The organism is Stenotrophomonas sp. SrG, from assembly GCF_050031795.1.
Classification (GTDB): domain Bacteria; phylum Pseudomonadota; class Gammaproteobacteria; order Xanthomonadales; family Xanthomonadaceae; genus Stenotrophomonas; species Stenotrophomonas rhizophila_A.
Window position 1 is genome coordinate 56,205 of record NZ_JBNBBE010000014.1, and the last position, 19,595, is coordinate 75,799.

Here is a 19,595-nt window from a genome sequence, read left to right on the forward strand (position 1 = left end):
GGTGGATCACTGGGTTTTCGCGGCCTTCAGGGCTTCAAGGACGGATTCGGCGTGGCCGGCCACTTTCACCTTGCGCCACGACTGCACGATACGACTGTCGGGAGAAATGAGGAAGGTGCTGCGTTCGATGCCACGCACCTGCTTGCCGTACATGTTCTTCAGCTTGATCACATCAAACGCGCTGCACAGCGCCTCGTCGCCATCGCTGACCAGCGGGAAGGCAAAGCCCTGCTTGGCGCAGAAGTTGTCGTGGGATTTGACCGAGTCGCGGGAGACGCCGAACACCCGGGCGCCGGCACGCTTGAACGCCGGCAGCAGGGCGTTGAAGTCGATGCCCTCGGTGGTGCAGCCCGGGGTGCTGTCCTTGGGGTAGAAGTACAGCACCAGCCACTGGCCGGCGAGATCGCCGAGGGTGGTGTGGTCGCCGCCGGACAGGGCCAGCGGGAGGGCGAGGGTGGTGCTGTCCAGGGTATCGCCGTTGTTCATGAGGTCCTTGCTGCGGAGCCTGAGTGACGCGTCTTACAACTGCATGAAACACCGCGCGTTGGTGATGAACGCGCGAAGCCGTCAGAACTTCATCGGATCCATGATCGCGTCCAGGTTGAGGTGGTCGCAGAATTCGAGGAAATCGTCGCGCAGGGCGGCGATGTGCATGTTGGCGGGCACCCCGATGGTGACCTGCGCCGAGAACATTTCCGCGCCGGTCTGCATAGCCCGGTAGCGGGTGCTCTGCAGGTTTTCGATGGTGATGCCCTGGCGGTCGAAGAAATCGGCCAGCTGGAACAGGATGCCGGGCTTGTCGGCGGCGATCACTTCCACGATGTAGGGCAGCAGGTTGGACTGTGCCTGCTTGGCACCGGTGCGGTACCACACAAGCTTCAGGCCTTCCTCGCGCTCGAGCCGGGTCAGCATGGCTTCCAGCTTGGCCACCGAGTCCCAGGAGCCGGTGGCCAGGGCGGTGACGGAGACATCGCGGCCAACGGTGGCAAGGCGGGCATCGACCAGGTTGCAGCCGCTGTCGGCGATGCGCCGGGTGACGGGCAGCAGGGGGGACTCCGGATGCGTCGTGTAGGCGTTGATCAGGAGATGGTTTTCGGTCGGCGCAGGCCGCGGCGTGGTGTCGGTCAAGGTGGTTCCGGTAATGCGGGATGAGTCTGAACGGCGCCGACGACGGCGCGTTCGCCGGAGTCCAGCATACTTGCCCGCGCTTTCGACCCGCAAGTAACATGCAACGTACGTCCGACCGCGCTTCCAGCGGCGTTCGTCCCCCTTACTTCCGAGCATCGTTTCCTTGTCCCTTTCCGGTCTCATCACCGCGCTGGCCACGCCTTTCCAGGCCAATGGCGCATTGGATCCCGACGGTTGGCAGCGCCTGCTGCACCTGCAACTGGAGGGTGGCGTTCACGGGGTGGTGGTGGCCGGGTCGACCGGCGAGGCCGCGACCCTGTCCGATGACGAATATGACCAGCTGCTGCGCAGTGCGGTCAAAACCGTGGCCGGGCGGGTTCCGGTGCTGGCGGGTACCGGCCTGTCCGGAACCGCCAAAACGATCGAGCAGACCCGCCGGGCGGCGGCCAGCGGCGCGACCCACGCGCTGGTGGTGACCCCGCCGTACGTGCGCCCGACCCAGGCCGGGCTGCTCGCCCACTACCGGGCGGTGGCGGACCAGGGTGGGCTGCCGGTGATCCTGTACAACGTGCCGGGCCGCACCGGCTGCGACATGCTGCCGGAAACGGTGGCCGAGCTGGCCGCGCACCCGAACATCGTGGGCATCAAGGAAGCGGTGGGCGATGTGGGCCGGGTCCAGGCGCTGCTGGCGCTGCGGTCGCCGACCTTTGCGATCCTCAGTGGCGATGACGGCACGGCCGCCCGTTCGATCCTGTCGGGGGTGGACGGGCTGATCTCGGTCGGCTCGAACGCGCTGCCCGGTGCCTACCGGCGCATGTGCGACCTGGCCGCGGCCGGCGAACGCGAGGCCACCGAGGCCTGGGATGCCCGGCTGGAGCCGTTCCATGAATTCTGCGGAGTGGAACCCAACCCCATCCCGGTGAAAGACCTGCTGCGCCGGATCGGCATCGGCCACGGCCTGCGCCTGCCGCTGCTGTCGTTGTCGGCCGCCCACCACGCCGCCGCCGAACACCTGGCCACCGACATCGGTGCGCTCGAAGCCCTTTCCAGCCACTGACATCAGTGGCCTGACCCAGGAGATTCACATGCGTCAATCCGTTTCCGCCATCCGCGTGCTGTCGTTCGCGATTCTGGCCACCGCCACCCTGGCAGGTGTCACCGGCTGCAAGCGCGGCGTCAAGGGCGACTACGCACTGGCGCCGGAAGTGCGCCCGCTGGAAATCCCGCCGGACCTGAACGCCCCGGGCGCCAGCCCGGCCGCGCAGGTGCCGGTGCTGGCCTCGCAGGCCGCCAAGCCGGCCTCGTCCCAGGCGCCGGCCGCCAACAATGCCGGTTTCACCGTCCCGGGCAGCAAGGACGAGGTGTTCGGCAAGGTCGGCACGGCGCTGGAGTCGGTTCAGGGCGTGAAGGTCGCCAGCAAGGCCCAGCTGCTGGGCTCCTACGACGTGGCCTTCGAAGGCAGCGATTTCCTGATCCGCGTGGTCGCAGTCGAAGCCGGCGCCTACATTTCGGCCGTCGACCCGCGCGGCCTGCCGGCTACCGGCGCAGCCCCGACCAAGCTGCTGGCTGAGCTGAAGGCCAAGCTGGCGCCGTAATTCCGCGCTTATTGCGGTTGCAGGCTGTCATGAGGCTGCCGGGCTTTGCCCGGCAGCCTTCTTGCTTTTTGGCGAACAGCCGGTGGGCACCGGTTGCCTGGTTTGGCGGGACGGTGCGGGTTTGCGGGGGACGCCGTGAACCCATCCCTGGGGGCTTGGCAAAAACATCCATGTTTTTGACACCCCCGCAAACCCGCCCCGTCCCACCTTCGACGGATGATGGGTGGCCACGGGAAATCACCAGCGGTCCCCGATGATTTTCATGCGTCTCCGGGTGCGGCAGCGTTCCCTGCCGTCGTTCGGGAACCGACGCTACCCGCCCCAAGCCCGTCCGGTGCACCTGCCACGTAACCGCCTCCAGGCTCATTCGGCGCACCCGCCGGGTAGAGCCACGCCGTGCGTGGCTGCTCTTGCCATCCGCCAACGACCATCCCACGGGGGGAGGCCGGCGGGCAGCCCCCGTAGGGACTGTCAAAAACATGGGTCCGGCGCATGCGCCGGGCGGGTTGGGCAGGACGCCCAACCCCGGTCTTGCCGTGCACGCAGGATTGCGTACACGCGCAAGTTTTTGCCAAGCCCCCAGGGATGGGTTTACGGCGTGTCCCGGAGCGGGGCTGCCCGTCGGCCTCCCCGGCACGTAACGATGAAACGCCGCTCTGGCTGTTGCTGTTGCTCCACACCCAAACAACAAAAAAGGCGCCAGAGGCGCCTTTTTCAGCTTCACCGCTCCAGATACTGGAGCTTGTCCGGCTTGCCGTCCCACTCGCCGGCGTCGGCGGGCGGGTCCTTGCGCACGGTCAGTACCGGCCAGGCCTTGGCCAGCTCGGCGTTGAGTTCCACGAACTTTTCCTGCCCGGCGGGCACGTCGTCTTCGGGGAAGATCGCGTTGACCGGGCATTCGGGCTCGCACAGGGTGCAGTCGATGCACTCATCCGGGTCGATCACCAGGAAGTTCGGGCCTTCGTGGAAGCAATCCACGGGGCACACTTCCACGCAATCGGTGTGTTTGCACTTGATGCAGTTTTCAGTGACGACAAAGGGCATGGCTGGATCTGGATCCGACAGTAAGCCGGACAATTCTAGAACAGTTGCGGCTTTGTCGCAGTGCACGATGCGCCGGAGCCGGTGGGTGCGGTTAGATGCCGATGCCTACCGGTAGACACCCGGGCGGCCAAGACGCAGGTAGATCAGGCCCCGGCAGCCCTTTGTGGGCGGGCAGGGCGTGTGAGAACCTGCCGGACGAGACCCCGCTGCGCTGACCCGTTGCTGTCCCACTCCTGCCAGGACCCTTCATGTCCACCACACTTGCAGCCAACGCCGCCCGCGGCGAGAACACCTCCTTCATCGTGCTGATCAGCTGCGTCGCCACCATCGGCGGCTTCCTGTTCGGCTTCGACAGCGGCGTCATCAACGGCACCGTCGATGGCCTCAAGCAGACCTTCCAGTCCAGCGAGGCCGGGATCGGCTTCGAGGTCGCCTCCATGCTGCTGGGCTGCGCGATCGGCGCCTTCTTCGCCGGCCGCCTGGGCGACCGCCTCGGCCGGCGCGGGGTGTTGATCATCGCCGCCGTCATGTTCCTGCTGTCGGCACTGGGCGCCGGCTCGGCGCACAGCTCGCTGGCGTTCGTGATCGCACGGGTGATCGGTGGCTTCGCGGTCGGCGCCGCCAGCGTGATGTCGCCGGCGTACATCGCTGAAGTGGCTTCGGCCCGGTACCGCGGGCGCCTGGCCACCGTGCAGCAGATCGCCATCATCAGCGGGCTGTTCTGCGCGTTCCTGAGCAACTTCCTGCTGGCCCGCGCTGCCGGGGCCTCCACCGAGCCGCTGTGGCTGGGCCAGGAAGCCTGGCGCTGGATGTTCTGGATGCAGGCCATTCCGTCGGCCCTGTTCCTGGTGCTGCTGCTGGGGATCCCGGAAAGCCCGCGCTACCTGGTGGTGAAGGGGCGTCGCGCCGATGCGCTGGCCGTGATGACCCGCCTGTACGGCGCGGCCGAGGCCCAGGCCAAGATTGCCGAGATCGAAGGCTCGCTGGCCCAGGACCAGCATCGCCCGCGGCTGTCGGACCTGGTCGACAAGGGCACCGGCAAGCTGCGCGGCATCGTCTGGGTCGGCATCGGCCTGGCCGTGTTCCAGCAGCTGGTTGGCATCAACGTGGTGTTCTACTACGGCGCGGTGCTGTGGCAGGCGGTCGGCTTCTCCGAAAACGACGCACTGCTGATCAATGTGCTGTCCGGCGCGCTCAGCATCGGCGCCTGCCTGCTGACCGTGGTGCTGATCGACCGGGTCGGCCGCAAGCCGCTGCTGTGGGTCGGCTCGGTCGGCATGTCGGTGGCGCTGGCGCTGATGGTGGTGGCTTTTGCCAGCGGCACCCTGGCCGATGGCCACCTGCAGCTGTCCGACGGCATGGGACGGCTGGCGCTGGTGGCGGCCAACGTCTACGTGGTGTTCTTCAACATGTCCTGGGGCCCGGTCATGTGGGTGATGCTGGGCGAGATGTTCCCCAACCAGATCCGCGGTTCGGGCCTGGCGGTGGCCGGCGCGGCCCAGTGGACCTCGAATTTCGCCATCACCGTGACCTTCCCGATCCTGCTGGCCGGCATCGGCCTGGCCGGCGCCTACGGCATCTATACGGTGGCGGCGGTGGCTTCGATCTTCTTCGTGCTGCGCTATGTGCGCGAGACCAAGGGCAAGGAGCTGGAGCAGATGGAGGGCTGAGGCCCGGCCCCACAACGCAAAAACCCCGCCAAGGCGGGGTTTTTCGTCGGCTGGCGCGGCAAATGGTGCTCCCTAGGGGACTCGAACCCCTGTTTTAGCCTTGAGAGGGCCACGTCCTAACCTCTAGACGAAGGGAGCATGCTTTGTCGCGAACTGCGCAGCGCGCTAGTATATGGACCTCGATGCCATTGGGCAATCCCGAAACTTCAACCGGAAGCGCCAACATCAATTCCTCCGCTACATCACCGTTCAGTCTGCGCGTGATCCCCCGCGACCAGCACAACATCTCCCGCAAGGACATCAGCCCCAACGCGTTGCGCGTCCTGTACCGGCTGCGCGACTCGGGCTTTGGCGCCTACCTGGTGGGTGGCGCCGTGCGCGACCTGCTGGTCGGCGGCAACCCCAAGGATTTCGACGTGGCCACCGATGCCACGCCGGAGCAGGTCAAGTCGCTGTTCCGCAACTGCCGCCTGATCGGGCGCCGCTTCCGGCTGGCGCACGTGGTGTTCGGCCGGGAAATCATCGAAGTGGCCACCTTCCGCGCCAACATCGACGATGGCAGCGGCGACCGCGAGATGGAAAACGGCATGCTGGTGCGCGACAACGTGTATGGCAGCATCGAAGACGATGCGGTGCGCCGCGACTTCACCTGCAATGCCCTGTACTACGCCATCGAGGATTTCTCGGTACGCGATTACACCGGCGGCTTTGAAGACGTGCAGGCGCGCCTGATGAAACTCATCGGCGATCCCGAAAAGCGCTACCAGGAAGATCCGGTGCGCATGCTGCGCGCGGTGCGCCTGGCCGCCAAGCTCGGCTTCCAGATCGACGACGCCAGCGCCGAACCGCTGCCGCGCCTGGCCAGCCTGCTGGGCGAAGCCGCGCCGGCGCGCCTGTTCGAAGAAGTGCTCAAGCTGTTCCTGTCCGGCCACGGCGTGGCCAGCTTCGAGGGGCTGGAGCGTTACGGCCTGCTCGACGTGCTGTTCCCGGAAAGTGCCGCCGCGCTGCGCAGCAACCGCAGTGGCGCGCTGCGCCGCATGGTCATCGAAGGCCTGCACAACACCGACCAGCGCGTGGCCAACGACGAGCCGGTCTCGCCCTCGTTCCTGTTCGCGCTGCTGCTGTGGCCGGCGTTCTGCCGCGCGCTGGCGACCCTGCAGAAGCAGGGCGTGCAGCTGGAAGAAGCGCAGCGCCGTGCCGCCGACCGGGTCACCCTGCACCAGCTGACCACCATCGCGCTGCCGCGCCGGTTCTCGCTGCCGATGCAGGAAATCTGGCTGCTGCAGGGCCGTTTCAGCTCGCGCCAGCGCAAGCGCGTGGTGCGCACCCTGACCCACCCGCGCTTCCGTGCCGCGTTCGACTTCCTGGCGCTGCGCCAGGTGGCCTCCAGCGAGCACCAGGCCGATGTGGAGTTCTGGCGCGAAGCCCAGCTGCAATCCGGGCCCGAGCTGGATTCCACGCTGGACGCCGCGCAGGCCGAAGGCGAGCTGGACGAAAACGGGGCGCCGCGCAAGCGCCGCCGCCGCCGTCGTCGTCCCGGTGGCGCTGCAGGCGAGTAAGTCGTGACCCTGGCCTGTATTGGACTGGGCGCCAACCTCGGCGACGCCGCGCAGACCCTGCGCGCGGCGTTCGCAGCCATGGCCGCGCTGCCGCTGACCACGCTGCAGGCGCGCTCGCAGCTGTACAGCACGCCGGCCTGGGGCAATGAAGACCAGCCGGCGTTCGTCAATGCCGCCGCGCTGCTCGACACCGGGCTGGAACCGACCGCACTGCTCGAGGCCCTGCTGGGCATCGAGCGCGACTTCGGCCGGGTCCGCGATGCGGCGGTGCACTGGGGCCCGCGCACGCTCGACCTGGACCTGCTGCTGTACGGCGAGGCAGTGATCGACCTGCCGCAGCTGAAGGTGCCGCACCCCTACCTGCACGAGCGCGCGTTCGCGTTGCTGCCGCTGGCCGAGATCGCCCCTGGGGCGATGATTCCGGGGCAGGGTCGCGTGCGGGACGCTGCGATGCGTATCGAGGCCTGCGGGATCGCGCCAATAGGAGGATAATGCGGGGCTTATCGCCACCGGTTATCAGCTCATGAGTACCCACGCAGACAGCAAGCCCTGGACCGTCCCCGCACTGGCCGAGGCCAAGCGCAACGGCCAGAAGCTGGTCATGCTGACCGCCTACGACGCCGGCTTCGCGCGTGCGTTCGATGCCAATGGCGTCGACCTGATCTTGATCGGCGATTCGCTGGGCATGGTGGTGCAGGGGCACGATTCGACCCTGCCGGTGACCACCGACGATATGGTCTACCACACCGCCTGCGTGGCCCGGGTGCTGACCCGCGCGCTGCTGATCGCCGATCTGCCATTCGGCGCTGACGCCAGCCCTGAGCGCGCCTTCGAGGCCTCGCTGCGCCTGCTCCAGGCCGGCGCGGAGATGGTCAAGATCGAAGGCGCCGGCTTCAAGCTGGACGTCATTCGTTACCTGGTGGATCGCGAGATTCCGGTCTGCTCGCATCTCGGCCTGACCCCGCAGTCGGTGCTGCGCCTGGGCGGATACCGCGTGCAGGGCCGCGGCGATGCGGCCCGCCAGCTGGTTGAAGACGCCAAGGCCGTTGTCGAGGCCGGCGCCAGCATGATGGTGCTCGAATGCCTGCCGTCGCCGGTGGCTGCAGAGGTCACCGCCGCGGTGTCGGTGCCCACCATCGGCATCGGCGCCGGCCCGCAGTGCGACGGCCAGGTGCTGGTGCTGCACGATTTCCTCGGCCTGGACAGCGGCCACCGCCGTCCCAAGTTCGTCAAGGATTTCCTTGCCGAAGGCGGGTCGGTCGCCGGCGCGGTCCGTGCCTACGCCGACGCCGTGCGCGACGGCTCCTTCCCCGACGCAGAACACGCCTACGCCTCATGATCGACACCGTCACCGAACTGTCCCGCCTGCGCGCCGTCGTCAACGGCTGGAAGCGCGAGGGCCTGCGCGTCGCGCTGGTCCCCACCATGGGCAACCTGCACGCCGGCCATTACTCACTGGTTACCCTGGCAAAGCAATACGCCGACCGCGTGGTCTCCAGCGTGTTCGTCAACCCGACCCAGTTCGGCCCGAACGAAGACTTCACCCGCTACCCGCGCACCCCGGAAGCCGACACCACCGGACTGGAGCAGGCCGGCTGTGACGTGCTGTGGCTGCCTACGGTCGAATCGATGTACCCGTTCGGGGTGGAGCTGGCGGCCAGCGTGAACGTGCCGGGCATTTCCAGCCTGCTCGAAGGCGCCCACCGCCCGGGCCACTTCGACGGCGTGTGCACCGTGGTCTCGCGCCTGTTCAACCAGGTCCAGCCGGACGTGGCTGCCTTCGGCAAGAAGGACTACCAGCAGCTGGCGGTGATCCGCCAGATGGTGGAGGACCTGGCCTTCCCGATCCAGATCGTGGGCGGCGACATCGTGCGCGAAACCGACGGGCTGGCCATGAGCTCGCGCAACCAGTACCTCAACGCCGAACAGCGCCCGGTCTCGACCACCATCCACCAGGTGCTGCTGGGCATGCGCGAAGGCTTCATCACCGGCAAGACCCGCAGCCTGATCGAAGCCGAAGCCGCCGCGGCCCTGCAGGCCGCCGGCTTCCAGGTCGACTACGCCGTGGTCCGCAAGCCGGACCTGTCCGAGCCGGCCGACAGCGAAGACGGCAACCGCGTCGCCCTGATCGCCGCGCGCATCGGCAACACCCGCCTGATCGACAACCTCGAGTTCTGATAGCGATTGGGTGAGCGCCGGCCAGGGATTGCGTTGGATCCCTGGCAGTCGGCCCTGAGGCCGACTGCTTCGCGCAATCTGGCAAACAGCCGATAGCTGAGCCTTGGTCTGAGCTGGGCCGAGCGGTGCGGGTTTGCGGGACACGCCGTGAACCCGTCCATGGGGGCTCGTAGAAAACATCCATGTTTTCTACGGTCCCGCAAACCCGCCCCGGCCGACCCTCCGACAGTTGGCTTTAGGCCACGGGAAACGCGGAATGCAGACCGTTGGTCGGCAACAGTCGGGCGCCGCGACCCCGGTAGGGTTGGTTCCCAAACAACCGCCGTGAACGGATCAACGTTCGGTTACGCATGACCCAAATCGAGGCCCGTTGACGGCCAACGGCCGTCCTCCGCCTTTCCCGCGGCAACGACACACTGTCAAAAGGCGGGTCGGGGCGGGTTTGTGGGGGTGTGAGCGGCATGGATGCCGCGACCAAGCCCCCAAGGATGGGTTCACGGCGTCCCCCGCAAACCCGCACCGTCCCGCCAAGCCAGGGAAACTGCTGGCAACCAGCTGTTCGCCATAAATCGTCAGCTGCCGGGCGAAGCCCGGCAAATCAGCCAACCGTCGAATGCCGCAAAAAAGTCAGCACTGGCGGCAGCGACCCTCATCTGCCTGAACCGCCGGCAGCGGGCGGGTGGAAACCCCTGCCGCCCGGTGCCCGGGTGCTAGAATTTCCCTTTCCTTTACGTCGTCCCGTGCCATGCACCTCTCCCTGCTCAAGACCAAGATCCACCGCGCCACCGTGACCCATTCGGAGCTGAACTACGAAGGGTCCATCGCCATCGATGACAACCTGCTGCTGGCCACCGGCATCCGCGAGTTCGAGCAGGTGCACATCTGGGACGTCACCAACGGTGCGCGCTTCTCGACCTATGCCATCCGCGCCGAAGCGGGCAGCGGCGTGGTCTCGCTCAACGGCGGCGCCGCGCGCCACGTGCAGGTCGGCGACATCATCATCATTGCCGCCTTCGCCAGCATGAGTGAAGAAGAAGCTGACAGCTTCCGGCCGAAGTTGGTATATGTGGACGGCAACAACCAGATCTCCCACACCAACGACAGCATCCCGACCCAGGCCGCATGACACAGACCAACGGATTCGACCCGCTTCACTCCCATGCCCAGCGCCTGCGTGGCGCGAGCATCCCCGCACTGATCGCCGCCGAACCCGGTCGCGCACAATCGCTGGGGCTGCGGGTCGGTCCGTTGTATGCCAACTTCGCGCGGCAGAAGTACGACCGCGCGGCGTTGGACGCGCTGCTGCAGCTGGCCGCCGAGCGCGATGTCGCCGGCGGCTTCCAGCGCCTGTTCCGCGGTGAGACGGTCAACGTCACCGAAGGCCGTGCCGCGCTGCACACCGCCCTGCGTGGCGATGTCAGTGGCGCCCCGGTCGCCGCAGAAGCCTTCGCCACCGCCGCGCAGGTGCGTGCACAGATGGGCGAACTGATCGCCGCACTGGAAAAGACCACTGTCACCGACATCGTCAGCGTCGGCATCGGCGGTTCCGACCTCGGTCCGCGCCTGGTCGCCGACGCGCTGCGTCCGGTCACCGGCGCGCGCTTCCGCGTGCATTTCGTTTCCAACGTGGACGGCGCCGCCATGCAGCGCACGCTGGCCACGCTGGACCCGACCACCACCGCCGGCATCCTGATTTCCAAGACCTTCGGCACCCAGGAAACCCTGCTCAACGGGCAGATCCTGCACGACTGGCTGGGCGGCAGCGAGCGCCTGTACGCCGTCAGTGCCAACCCCGAGCGTGCCGCCAAGGCGTTCTCGATCGCCGCCGGCCGCGTGCTGCCGATGTGGGACTGGGTGGGCGGACGCTATTCGCTGTGGTCGGCGGTCGGTTTCCCGATCGCGCTGGCGATCGGTTTCGAGCGTTTCGAACAGCTGCTGGCCGGTGCGGCCGAAATGGACGCGCATGCGCTCAACGCGCCGCTGGCGCAGAACCTGCCGGTCCTGCATGCCCTGACCGACATCTGGAACCGCAACCTGCTTGGCCATGCCACGCATGCGGTGATGACCTACGACCAGCGCCTGGCGCTGCTGCCGGCCTACCTGCAGCAGCTGGTGATGGAAAGCCTGGGCAAGCGCGTGCAGCTCGACGGCACCCCGGTCGGCAGCGACACCGTGTCGGTGTGGTGGGGCGGGGCGGGCACCGACGTGCAGCACAGCTTCTTCCAGGCGCTGCACCAGGGCACCAGCGTGATTCCGGCCGATTTCATCGGCTGCGTCCACAATGACGACCCGTATGAAATCAACCACCAGGCGCTGATGGCCAACCTGCTGGCGCAGACCGAAGCACTGGCCAACGGCCAGGGCAGCGACGATCCGCACCGCGAGTACCCGGGTGGACGCCCGAGCACGCTCATCCTGCTGGACGCGTTGACCCCGCAGTCGCTGGGTGCGCTGATCGCGATGTACGAACATGCCGTGTACGTGCAGTCGCTGATCTGGAACATCAACGCCTTCGACCAGTTCGGCGTGGAGCTGGGCAAGCAGCTGGCCAGCCAGCTGTTGCCGGCGCTGCAGGGTGAGGCGCATGGCATCACCGATCCGGTGACGCTGGAGCTGTTGGGGCGTTTGCGCTGACAAGCAGTATCGACCAACGGTCGATACCTACCGGCGGCGCATCGACCAACGGTCGATGCCTACCGGTTCGCCGATCGTGATGCGCGGTAGGCGACGACCGTTGGTCGTCGCGCCGCGATCCCGCCATTACCTCGTCGGATCGCGCTCCGGGCTCGGCCGCTTGGCCAATTTGCGCTGCAGCGAACGCCGGTGCATGCCGAGCAGGCGCGCCGCCGCCGACACATTGCCGCCCGTTTCATGCATCGCCTGCTGGATGTGTTCCCACTGCAGGCGGCTGATCGGGGTCATCGCATCCGGTGGCTCCATCTCGCCATCGTCGGCCGGGCCGTCGTCTTCCTCGCCCAGCGCACGCAGGATCATCGGCACCGTGGCCGGCTTGGGCAGGTAGTCATCGGCGCCCAGCTTGATCGCCTCCACCGCGGTGGCAATGCTGGCGTAGCCGGTCACCAGCAGGATGCGCATGTCCTCGCGCAATGCCCGCAGCGGCTGGATCAACGCCAGGCCGGACTCCGAACCCAGCTTCAGGTCGATCAGGGCGTAGGCCGGCGGCTGCTGCCGCGCCAGCACCAACGCCGAGGCGATGTCGCTGGCGGTCACCGTTTCCAGCCCCTTGCGGGCCAGGCTGCGCTGCAGCGTGCGCAGGTACAGTTCGTCATCATCGACCAGCAGGCCGTGGCTGGAGGCGGGCAGGGTGGGGGTATTCATGGCGAAATCTCCGGTGCAGCCAGGGGCAGGCGGAAGCCGACGCGGGTGCCGGCGCCCTGCGCCGGCCGCATCCACAACTCGCCGTCCAGGCGCTCGATGGTGGCATGGGACAGGGCCAGGCCCACGCCCATGCCCTGGGTCTTGCCGCTGTTGAACAGGGTGCCGGGCAGCACCGCATCGCGTGCGTCGAAGCCGCGCCCGTAATCGCGCACTTCGCCGATCAGGTCGCTGCCTTCGATACGCAGGGTCAGGTCCACCTGCGGCCGTTCGGCCTGTTCGCCGGCGTCGGCGGCGTTGTTGAGCAGCACCATCAGCAGGTGGCCGATGCCCGGGTCCAGCGGCTGCTGCAGCGGGGCATCCTCGTTGCGCTTGAGGGTGATGGTCGGGCGCACCAGCTGCCACTGCTCCAGCACCTGCGGCAGGGTCACCGGCGCGTTGCCGCGCGCCTGGCCGGCGGCCGGGCGCGCCAGCGCCAGCACCCGTTCGCGGCACTGCACCAGCAGCTCGCGCAGCGTGTCGACATCGTCACGTACTTCCGGGTTGTCGGTCTGGTCGGCGATGTCGTCGGCCAGCAGGGTCATGGTCGCCAGCGGGGTGTTGAGTTCATGCGCTACCGAGGCGGCATGGGTGGCCAGCGCCACGATGCCCTCGTTGCGCGCGAAGCGTTCGCGCAGCAGGGCCAGTTCGTGTTCGCGCCGGCGCAGTGCCATCGCCAGCCGGGTGGCGAAGGCCAGCACCACCGCCGCCGACAGCAGGAAGTTGGCCACCACGCCCCACTGGTGCAGGTCCATGGCCGTGAAGTAACCATGCGGCAGCGGCTTGCCGAAGATGCCGCTGACCGCATAGCCGATCAGGCAGGCGGCGGCCACGGCCAGCGTCCAGCGCACCGGCAGGGCCAGCGCGGCCAGTGCGATCAGGATCAGGAACAGCGAGCCGAACGGATTGCCCACCCCGCCGCTCCAGCCCACCATCCAGGTCAGCACCGCCACGTCCACCAGGATGTGGCAGAACGCGGTCAGCGGCGCGGTATCGGCATCCAGCACGCGCAGCTGCGCGTAAAGGTTGAACAGGATCAGCACCAGCACCCCGGACCACAGCGGCAGCTGCGGCAGTTCCAGCCCCAGGACCCAGCTGGCCACCAGGATGGTCGCGGCCTGGCCGGCCACGGCCAGCCAGCGCAGGCTGCACAGGGTGCGTAGGAAGGGGGCGTCGGTACCGGTCATCGGCTGCCATCGTATGCGCTTGCGCGGTTCGCTGCCTGCGACAATCGGCCGCATCGGGCGCGCGCGGGTGCGTTAAAATGGGGAATGCACGACGCCGTCAGCCAACCGACCCAACCTTCCGACACCACCGTGTGGGCCCGCCGCCAGACCCAGCCTGTCCGCATCGGCGGCGTGGTCGTGGGCGGGGGCCACCCCGTGGTGGTCCAGTCGATGACCAACACCGACACCGCCGACGTGGCCTCCAGTGTCAAGCAGGTGGCCGAGCTGTGGCGGGCCGGGTCGGAAATGGTGCGCCTGACCGTGAACAATCCCGAGTCGGCCGCCGCCATTCCGCGCATCGTGGAGAAGCTGCGGATGATGGGGATCGAGGTCCCGCTGATCGGCGACTTCCATTACAACGGCCACCAGCTGCTGACCCAGGAACCGGCCTGCGCCGAAGCGCTGGCCAAGTACCGGATCAACCCGGGCAACGTCGGCTTCGGCAAAAAGAAGGACACCCAGTTCGCGCAGCTCATCGAGTTCGCGATCCGCTACGACAAGCCGGTCCGCATCGGCGCCAACTGGGGCTCGCTGGACCAGTCGCTGGCCGCGCGCCTGATGGACGAAAACAGCCAGCGCGCCCAGCCCTGGGACGCCGGCCGGGTGCTGCGCGAAGCGCTGATCCGTTCAGCGCTGGATTCGGCGCACACCGCCGTGGAACTGGGCCTGCCGCGCGACCGCATCGTGCTGTCGGCCAAGGTCAGCGGCGTGCAGGAACTGATCGCCGTGTACCGCGACCTGGCCCAGCGTTCGGACTTCGCCCTGCACCTGGGCCTGACCGAAGCCGGCATCGGCAGCAAGGGCATCGTCGCTTCCTCGGCGGCGCTGGCCGTGCTGCTGCAGGAAGGGATCGGCGACACCATCCGCATTTCGCTGACGCCCGAACCGGGCCAGTCGCGCACGCAGGAAGTGATCGTCGCCCAGGAACTGCTGCAGACCACGGGCCAGCGCGCCTTCACCCCGCTGGTCACCGCGTGCCCGGGCTGCGGCCGCACCACCTCCGAGTTCTTCCAGGAGCTGGCCAAGGTCGTGCAGAACCACGTGCGCGGCAAGATGCCCGAATGGAAGGTGAGCCATCCCGGCGCGGAAAACATGACCCTGGCCGTGATGGGCTGCATCGTCAACGGGCCGGGCGAATCGCGCCACGCCAACATCGGCATCTCGCTGCCCGGCACCGGTGAAACCCCGGCTGCACCGGTGTTCGTCGACGGCGAAAAGACGGTCACCCTGCGCGGCGACAACATCGCCCAGGAATTCGTGGCGCTGATCGACGAGTACGTCGAACGCAAGTATGTCCGAAGCGTCGGATAAGCCCGCCGTGCTGGCCGCGCCGGAGCCGGCCGCCGGCGTCCGCCACTGGATGGCGCGCAATGCCTGGCGCTTCGTGCTGCTGTTTGCCGGCGTGTTGCTGCCGCTGGCCGGGTTCGTGGCGCTGGCCGACGAAGTGCACGAGCTGGAGGCGTTCTACTTCGACGCCCCGCTGTTGTGGAAAATGCATGACGTGGCCCGGCCCAGCTTGGACGCCGCGTTCGTGTTCATTTCCCGGATCGGCTACCAGTGGGGCGTGATCCCGGCCGACATCCTGATCGTGGCCGTGCTGCTGGTGCGCCGGCGCTGGCGTGAAGCCAGCTTTGCCGCGCTCAGCTTCGCCGGCTCGGCCCTGCTCAACATCGGCAGCAAGCAGTTCTTCCAGCGCGACCGGCCGACCCTGTGGGAGTCGATCGCCCCGGAAAGTACCTACAGCTTCCCCAGCGGCCACGCCATGGGCTCGATGACCCTGGCCGCCGTGCTGGTGCTGCTGGCCTGGAACACCCGCTGGCGCTGGCCGGCGCTGGTGTTCGGCGTGCTGTTCGCCGGCTCGGTCAGCCTGTCACGCATCTACCTGGGCGTGCATTACCCGTCCGACATCCTGGCCGGATGGTGTGCCGCACTGGTTTGGGTGGTAGGGTGCTTCCTGGTGATGTTCCGCCGCCGCCATCCCTGGCGCCGCCGGCACTGACCGGCCCGCTGGGAGCGGGCCGGATGCGGTAGGGGTTTCCGCGGACCGTCATAGGTCCAATAAACCGACATGGCCTGGGGTGATAGGCATGGGGCAGGGGTAGCCCGGCACGGATGTGACGCGGGCATCAGAATGCGCTGATGGGGAAAATACTTCCTTGTTATCGTCCGACCCCGTCGCTAGGCTGGCCCCGGTTTGCAGCGTTTGGACGAAGGTGGGTGGGATGACGATTCGAGTGTATCTGGTGGACGACCACGCGCTGGTGCGAACCGGCATGAAGATGATCCTGTCCAACGAGACGGACATCGAAGTGGTGGGGGAAGCGGAATCCGGCGAAGACGCGCTGCCCGCGATCCGCCAGCTGCGCCCCGACGTGGTGCTGTGCGACCTGCACCTGCCCGGGGTAAGCGGAATGGAAGTCACCGAACGCGTGGTGCGTGGCGACCACGGCACCCGCGTGGTGATCGTGTCCGTGCTGGAAGACGGCCCGATGCCCAAGCGCCTGCTCGAAGCCGGTGCCTCCGGCTACATCGGCAAGGCCTGCGACGCCCAGGAACTGCTGCGCGCCGTGCGCGACGCCGCGCTCGGCCGGCGTTACCTGGGCAGCAGCATCGCCCAGAACCTGGCCCTGTCCAACGTCGAAGGCAGCCAGTCGCCGTTCGACAGCCTGTCCCCGCGCGAACTGGAAGTGGCGTTGCTGCTGACCCAGGGCCTGCGCCAGGAAGACATCGCCAAGCGCCTGAGCCTGAGCGCCAAGACCGTCAACACCCACAAGGCGCGCCTGTTCGAGAAGATGGGCATCCACGACAACATCGCGCTGGCGCGCATGGCCAGCCAGTACGGCCTGGTGGACCCGTCACGGCCGATGTAAGCCCGCCTCGCGCTCCAAAAAAAAGCCCGGGAATTCCCGGGCTTTTTCGTTCAGCGCGAGCGGACCCGCGCCACGATCTTCGCCGCCTGCGCCGCGCTGTCGCGCACCTTGTCCCACTCGCCGTTCTCGATCCAGGGGCCCGGCACCATCCACGAACCGCCGATGCAGACCACGTTCTTCTGCTCCAGGTATTCGGCCGCCGTGGTTTCCGTGATGCCGCCGGTCGGGCACAGCTTCAGGTCCGGGATCGGACCGGCCAGGCCCTTGATCATCGCCAGCCCGCCGACCGCCGAGGCCGGGAACAGCTTGCACACCCGGAACCCGCGACGATACAGCTCCAGCAGTTCGGTCGGCGAGGCCGCACCCGGCACCACCGGCAACGGCGCCTCCGCCAGCGCATCGGCCATGAACGCCGGCGTGCCCGGCGTCACCAGGAAATCCGCGCCCGCATCGATGGCCTGCTGCATCTGCTCGACCGTGAGCACCGTGCCCGCACCCACCACCACATCCGGCAGCTCGCGCTTGAGCATTGCCAACGCCTCCATCGCCACCGGCGTGCGCAGGGTCAGCTCGATCGCCGGCAGGCCCCCTTCCAACAGCGCCGCGCTGACCGCGCGTGCCTGGTCGAGGGTATGCACGGTAACGACCGGCAGGATGCCGGCGGCAAGGAGGAGGGATTCAGCGCGTTTTTGATGTTCGGCGATGGTCATAAAGAAGCCTTTCGGTTGTTCGAAGCATTGGATGGCAGGATTCAACGCCTGCCGATTGCCGGGGTGTTGTAGACCGCGTGGGCCGACCAACGGTCGGCGCTACCAGGGGCATGCATTTGAGGGAGGCGCCGCAATGTGTGGTGAGGACGCGGTGGGGGTCCGCGTAGGGACCGTAGAAAACATGGATGTTTTCTACGAGCCTACAAGGACGTATTTACGGCGTGTCCCGTAGCGGGCCCCCAGCGCGGCCTCACATCAGGCGATACCACCGCCGCTTGTGCTTTTCGCTTCAGGCGTCCTTGGCTTCGTGCGGGGCCAACGCTGCCGCAGCATCGTTGCCCAGCTCGTATTCGGCGTCGTAATTCCACATGTCGCCGTCGTCAGCCGCCGGACCGCACGAAATCGAAATCGCGCCCTGGTCGGCCGGACCCACCAGGCGGCGGTTCATCGCGAACAGGTTGCGGCCCAGATCGTTCGCCGCCGGTGCCGTGTTCGGCGCCTGCTCGCGCGCTGCCCATTCGGCTGCGTCCACCAGCACCTCCAGCGTGCCCGCCTCACCATCCAGCCGGATGATGTCGCCCTCGCGCACCCGCCCCAGCGGACCACCGCGCGAGGCTTCCGGCGTCATGTGGATTGCCGCCGGGAACTTGCCCGACGCGCCCGACAAGCGACCATCCGTCACCAGCGCAACACGCCGGCCCTGGTTCTGCAGCAGCCCCAGCAACGGCGCCAGCGAATGCAGTTCCGGCATCCCGTTCGCACGCGGCCCCTGGTAACGCACCACCGCCACGAAATCCTGCGGCAGCAGCCCCGCCGCATGCAGCTTGTTCAACACCTGCGGCGCATCCACCACCACCGCCGGCGCCTCGATCGTCCGGTACTGCGGCTTCACCGCCGACAGCTTGATCAGCGAACGGCCCAGGTTGCCGCGCAGCAGCCGCAGCCCGCCCTGTGCCTCAAACGGCTCGGCCACCCCGCGCACCACCTCGCGGTCCGCGCTCTCGGCAATGCCCTCGATCCACGTCAGCGCACCGTCGCGCAGCGCCGGATCCTGCGTGTACTGGCGCATGCCACCTTCGGCCACCGTCACCAGGTCCGCGTGCATCAGCCCCGCGTCCATCAGCTCACGGAACACGAACGCCGTACCGCCTGCCGCCGCGAAGCGGTTCACGTCCGCCTCGCCGTTCGGGTACACCCGCGCCAGCAGCGGCACCAGCTGCGACAGCTGGTCCATGTCGTCCCACGTCAGCACGATGCCCGCCGCCCGCGCCACCGCGATCCAATGGATCGTGTGGTTGGTCGAACCGCCCGTGGCCATCAGCGTGACCACCGCATTGACGATCGCCCGCTCATCGATCAACCGGCCCAGCGGCCGGAAATCATCGCCCAGCGCACAGATTTCCAGCGCACGCACCGCCGCATGCCGCGTCAGCGCATCGCGCAGCGGCGTTTCCGGATTCACGAACGACGCACCCGGCAGCTGCACGCCCATCGCTTCCAGCAGCGTCTGGTTCGAATTGGCCGTGCCGTAGAACGTGCACGTGCCCACCCCGTGGTACGACGCCGCTTCGGCTTCCAGCAGCTCCTCGCGCGTGGCCAGGCCCGCCGCGTAGCGCTCGCGCACCTCGGCCTTCTGCTTGTTCGGAATGCCCGGCGTCATCGGCCCGGCCGGCAGGAAGATCGCCGGCAGGTGACCGAACGCCAGCGCGCCGATCAGCAGGCCCGGCACGATCTTGTCGCACACGCCCAGGTAGACCGTGCTGTCGAACATGTCATGGCTCAACCCGATCGCCGTGGACTGCGCGATCACATCGCGCGAGAACAGCGACAGCTCCATGCCGCCACGACCCTGCGTGACCCCGTCGCACATCGCCGGCACGCCGCCGGCGACCTGCGCCGTCGCGCCCACCGAACGCGCGGTCTCGCGCAGGATTTCAGGGTAATGCTCGAACGGCTGGTGCGCCGACAGCATGTCGTTGTAGGCAGTGATGATGCCCAGGTTCGGCGTGACCCCGCCGCGCAGGCGGCTCTTGTCGGTCGGGCCACAGGCCGCAAAGCCGTGGGCCAGGTTGCCGCAGCTCAGGCGCGAACGGAACGGACCGTCGCGCAGCGCGGCGTCGATGCCCGCCAGGTACGCAGCGCGCGACGCGGCACTGCGCTGGACGATGCGCTCGGTGATGGCATGGAGTTTGGGGTGCAGGCTCATTGGCTACCGGCTATGAGAGGGCGAACGGAATGAC

The 19,595-nt window shown here is 67.7% G+C and carries 20 protein-coding genes and 1 tRNA gene; 13 read left to right on the top strand and 8 right to left on the bottom strand.

All coding sequences use genetic code 11. The annotated features are described in order from the left end of the window. Positions 1-6 precede the first annotated feature (6 nt). Positions 7-486: a peroxiredoxin gene (locus ACQG3P_RS14280; protein ID WP_093534134.1), complete on the bottom strand. Its 480-nt coding sequence runs from the start codon at positions 484-486 to the stop codon at positions 7-9. 81 nt (positions 487-567) lie between these two features. After that, positions 568-1,128 (bottom strand): glycine cleavage system protein R, encoded by a 561-nt coding sequence (locus ACQG3P_RS14285; protein ID WP_019183297.1) that lies wholly within the window; start codon positions 1,126-1,128, stop codon positions 568-570. Between the two features lie 163 nt (positions 1,129-1,291). Here ACQG3P_RS14285 and dapA point away from each other — a divergent pair, with 163 nt between their 5' ends. Both dapA and ACQG3P_RS14295 read left to right on the top strand, forming a co-directional pair. Next, entirely contained in the window at positions 1,292-2,185 is an 894-nt protein-coding gene (gene dapA, locus ACQG3P_RS14290; RefSeq protein WP_354276774.1) for a 4-hydroxy-tetrahydrodipicolinate synthase, read from the top strand. A gap of 28 nt (positions 2,186-2,213) precedes the next feature. Next, positions 2,214-2,723 (top strand): hypothetical protein, encoded by a 510-nt coding sequence (locus ACQG3P_RS14295; RefSeq protein WP_426805450.1) that lies wholly within the window; start codon positions 2,214-2,216, stop codon positions 2,721-2,723. A gap of 720 nt (positions 2,724-3,443) precedes the next feature. Here ACQG3P_RS14295 and fdxA read toward each other — a convergent pair. Then, the gene (fdxA, locus tag ACQG3P_RS14300) at positions 3,444-3,767 is read right to left on the bottom strand and encodes a ferredoxin FdxA (RefSeq protein WP_184124067.1); all 324 of its coding nucleotides are present in this window, start codon (positions 3,765-3,767) and stop codon (positions 3,444-3,446) included. A 248-nt stretch (positions 3,768-4,015) separates the two neighbouring features. Between fdxA and ACQG3P_RS14305 the strand changes: the two genes are divergently transcribed. After that, on the top strand, positions 4,016-5,437 hold the full coding sequence (locus ACQG3P_RS14305) for a sugar porter family MFS transporter (protein WP_217535945.1): 1,422 nt from the start codon (positions 4,016-4,018) through the stop codon (positions 5,435-5,437). Positions 5,438-5,500: 63 nt separating this feature from the next. Here the strand turns inward: ACQG3P_RS14305 and ACQG3P_RS14310 are convergent. Beyond that, a tRNA-Glu gene (locus ACQG3P_RS14310) sits at positions 5,501-5,575 on the bottom strand. Positions 5,576-5,625: 50 nt separating this feature from the next. Here ACQG3P_RS14310 and pcnB point away from each other — a divergent pair. The 6 genes from pcnB (at position 5,626) to pgi (ending at position 11,808) form a co-directional block, all read left to right on the top strand. After that, entirely contained in the window at positions 5,626-6,996 is a 1,371-nt protein-coding gene (pcnB, locus tag ACQG3P_RS14315; protein WP_068850951.1) for a polynucleotide adenylyltransferase PcnB, read from the top strand. A gap of 3 nt (positions 6,997-6,999) precedes the next feature. Further along, entirely contained in the window at positions 7,000-7,488 is a 489-nt protein-coding gene (gene folK, locus ACQG3P_RS14320) for a 2-amino-4-hydroxy-6-hydroxymethyldihydropteridine diphosphokinase (RefSeq protein ID WP_068850954.1), read from the top strand. A gap of 31 nt (positions 7,489-7,519) precedes the next feature. Beyond that, positions 7,520-8,335, top strand: a complete 816-nt coding sequence (gene panB / locus ACQG3P_RS14325) for a 3-methyl-2-oxobutanoate hydroxymethyltransferase (protein WP_426805451.1) — start codon at positions 7,520-7,522, stop codon at positions 8,333-8,335. Further along, the gene (gene panC, locus ACQG3P_RS14330) at positions 8,332-9,174 is read left to right on the top strand and encodes a pantoate--beta-alanine ligase (protein ID WP_068850960.1); all 843 of its coding nucleotides are present in this window, start codon (positions 8,332-8,334) and stop codon (positions 9,172-9,174) included. The genes panB and panC overlap by 4 nt, the downstream gene beginning before the upstream one ends. Before the next feature lie 745 nt (positions 9,175-9,919). Further along, positions 9,920-10,300 carry an aspartate 1-decarboxylase gene (panD, locus tag ACQG3P_RS14335; RefSeq protein WP_068850963.1) on the top strand — a complete coding sequence of 127 codons (381 nt, stop codon included), beginning with the start codon at positions 9,920-9,922 and terminating at the stop codon, positions 10,298-10,300. Then, positions 10,297-11,808: a glucose-6-phosphate isomerase gene (gene pgi / locus ACQG3P_RS14340; protein ID WP_426805452.1), complete on the top strand. Its 1,512-nt coding sequence runs from the start codon at positions 10,297-10,299 to the stop codon at positions 11,806-11,808. Before panD ends, pgi begins: the two co-directional genes overlap by 4 nt. A 126-nt stretch (positions 11,809-11,934) precedes the next feature. On the opposite strand, the gene ACQG3P_RS14345 is transcribed toward pgi, so the two are convergent. Next, the gene (locus ACQG3P_RS14345; protein ID WP_184124062.1) at positions 11,935-12,513 is read right to left on the bottom strand and encodes a response regulator transcription factor; all 579 of its coding nucleotides are present in this window, start codon (positions 12,511-12,513) and stop codon (positions 11,935-11,937) included. Further along, a complete protein-coding gene (locus tag ACQG3P_RS14350; RefSeq protein ID WP_426805485.1) occupies positions 12,510-13,736 on the bottom strand; it encodes an ATP-binding protein in 1,227 nt (408 codons plus the stop codon). The genes ACQG3P_RS14345 and ACQG3P_RS14350 overlap by 4 nt, the downstream gene beginning before the upstream one ends. Before the next feature lie 84 nt (positions 13,737-13,820). Here ACQG3P_RS14350 and ispG point away from each other — a divergent pair, with 84 nt between their 5' ends. The 3 genes from ispG to ACQG3P_RS14365 all read left to right on the top strand — a co-directional run bounded on the left by ispG (position 13,821) and on the right by ACQG3P_RS14365 (position 16,645). Continuing rightward, positions 13,821-15,086, top strand: a complete 1,266-nt coding sequence (ispG, locus tag ACQG3P_RS14355; protein ID WP_210132284.1) for a flavodoxin-dependent (E)-4-hydroxy-3-methylbut-2-enyl-diphosphate synthase — start codon at positions 13,821-13,823, stop codon at positions 15,084-15,086. Then, positions 15,067-15,774, top strand: coding sequence for a phosphatase PAP2 family protein (locus ACQG3P_RS14360; protein ID WP_426805453.1), 708 nt, complete (start codon positions 15,067-15,069; stop codon positions 15,772-15,774). Before ispG ends, ACQG3P_RS14360 begins: the two co-directional genes overlap by 20 nt. Before the next feature lie 223 nt (positions 15,775-15,997). Then, complete coding sequence (locus ACQG3P_RS14365) at positions 15,998-16,645, top strand: response regulator (protein ID WP_093534153.1); 648 nt, start codon at positions 15,998-16,000, stop codon at positions 16,643-16,645. A gap of 50 nt (positions 16,646-16,695) precedes the next feature. Here the strand turns inward: ACQG3P_RS14365 and ACQG3P_RS14370 are convergent, their stop codons facing one another. Continuing rightward, the gene (locus tag ACQG3P_RS14370; RefSeq protein ID WP_426805486.1) at positions 16,696-17,349 is read right to left on the bottom strand and encodes a bifunctional 4-hydroxy-2-oxoglutarate aldolase/2-dehydro-3-deoxy-phosphogluconate aldolase; all 654 of its coding nucleotides are present in this window, start codon (positions 17,347-17,349) and stop codon (positions 16,696-16,698) included. Between ACQG3P_RS14370 and ACQG3P_RS14375 the strand changes: the two genes are divergently transcribed. Further along, a complete protein-coding gene (locus tag ACQG3P_RS14375; protein ID WP_237334374.1) occupies positions 17,278-17,427 on the top strand; it encodes a hypothetical protein in 150 nt (49 codons plus the stop codon). The two genes, ACQG3P_RS14370 and ACQG3P_RS14375, sit on opposite strands and share 72 nt — an antisense overlap. Before the next feature lie 217 nt (positions 17,428-17,644). Here the strand turns inward: ACQG3P_RS14375 and edd are convergent, their stop codons facing one another. Next, complete coding sequence (gene edd, locus ACQG3P_RS14380; RefSeq protein WP_426805454.1) at positions 17,645-19,561, bottom strand: phosphogluconate dehydratase; 1,917 nt, start codon at positions 19,559-19,561, stop codon at positions 17,645-17,647. Between the last annotated feature and the right edge of the window lie 34 nt (positions 19,562-19,595).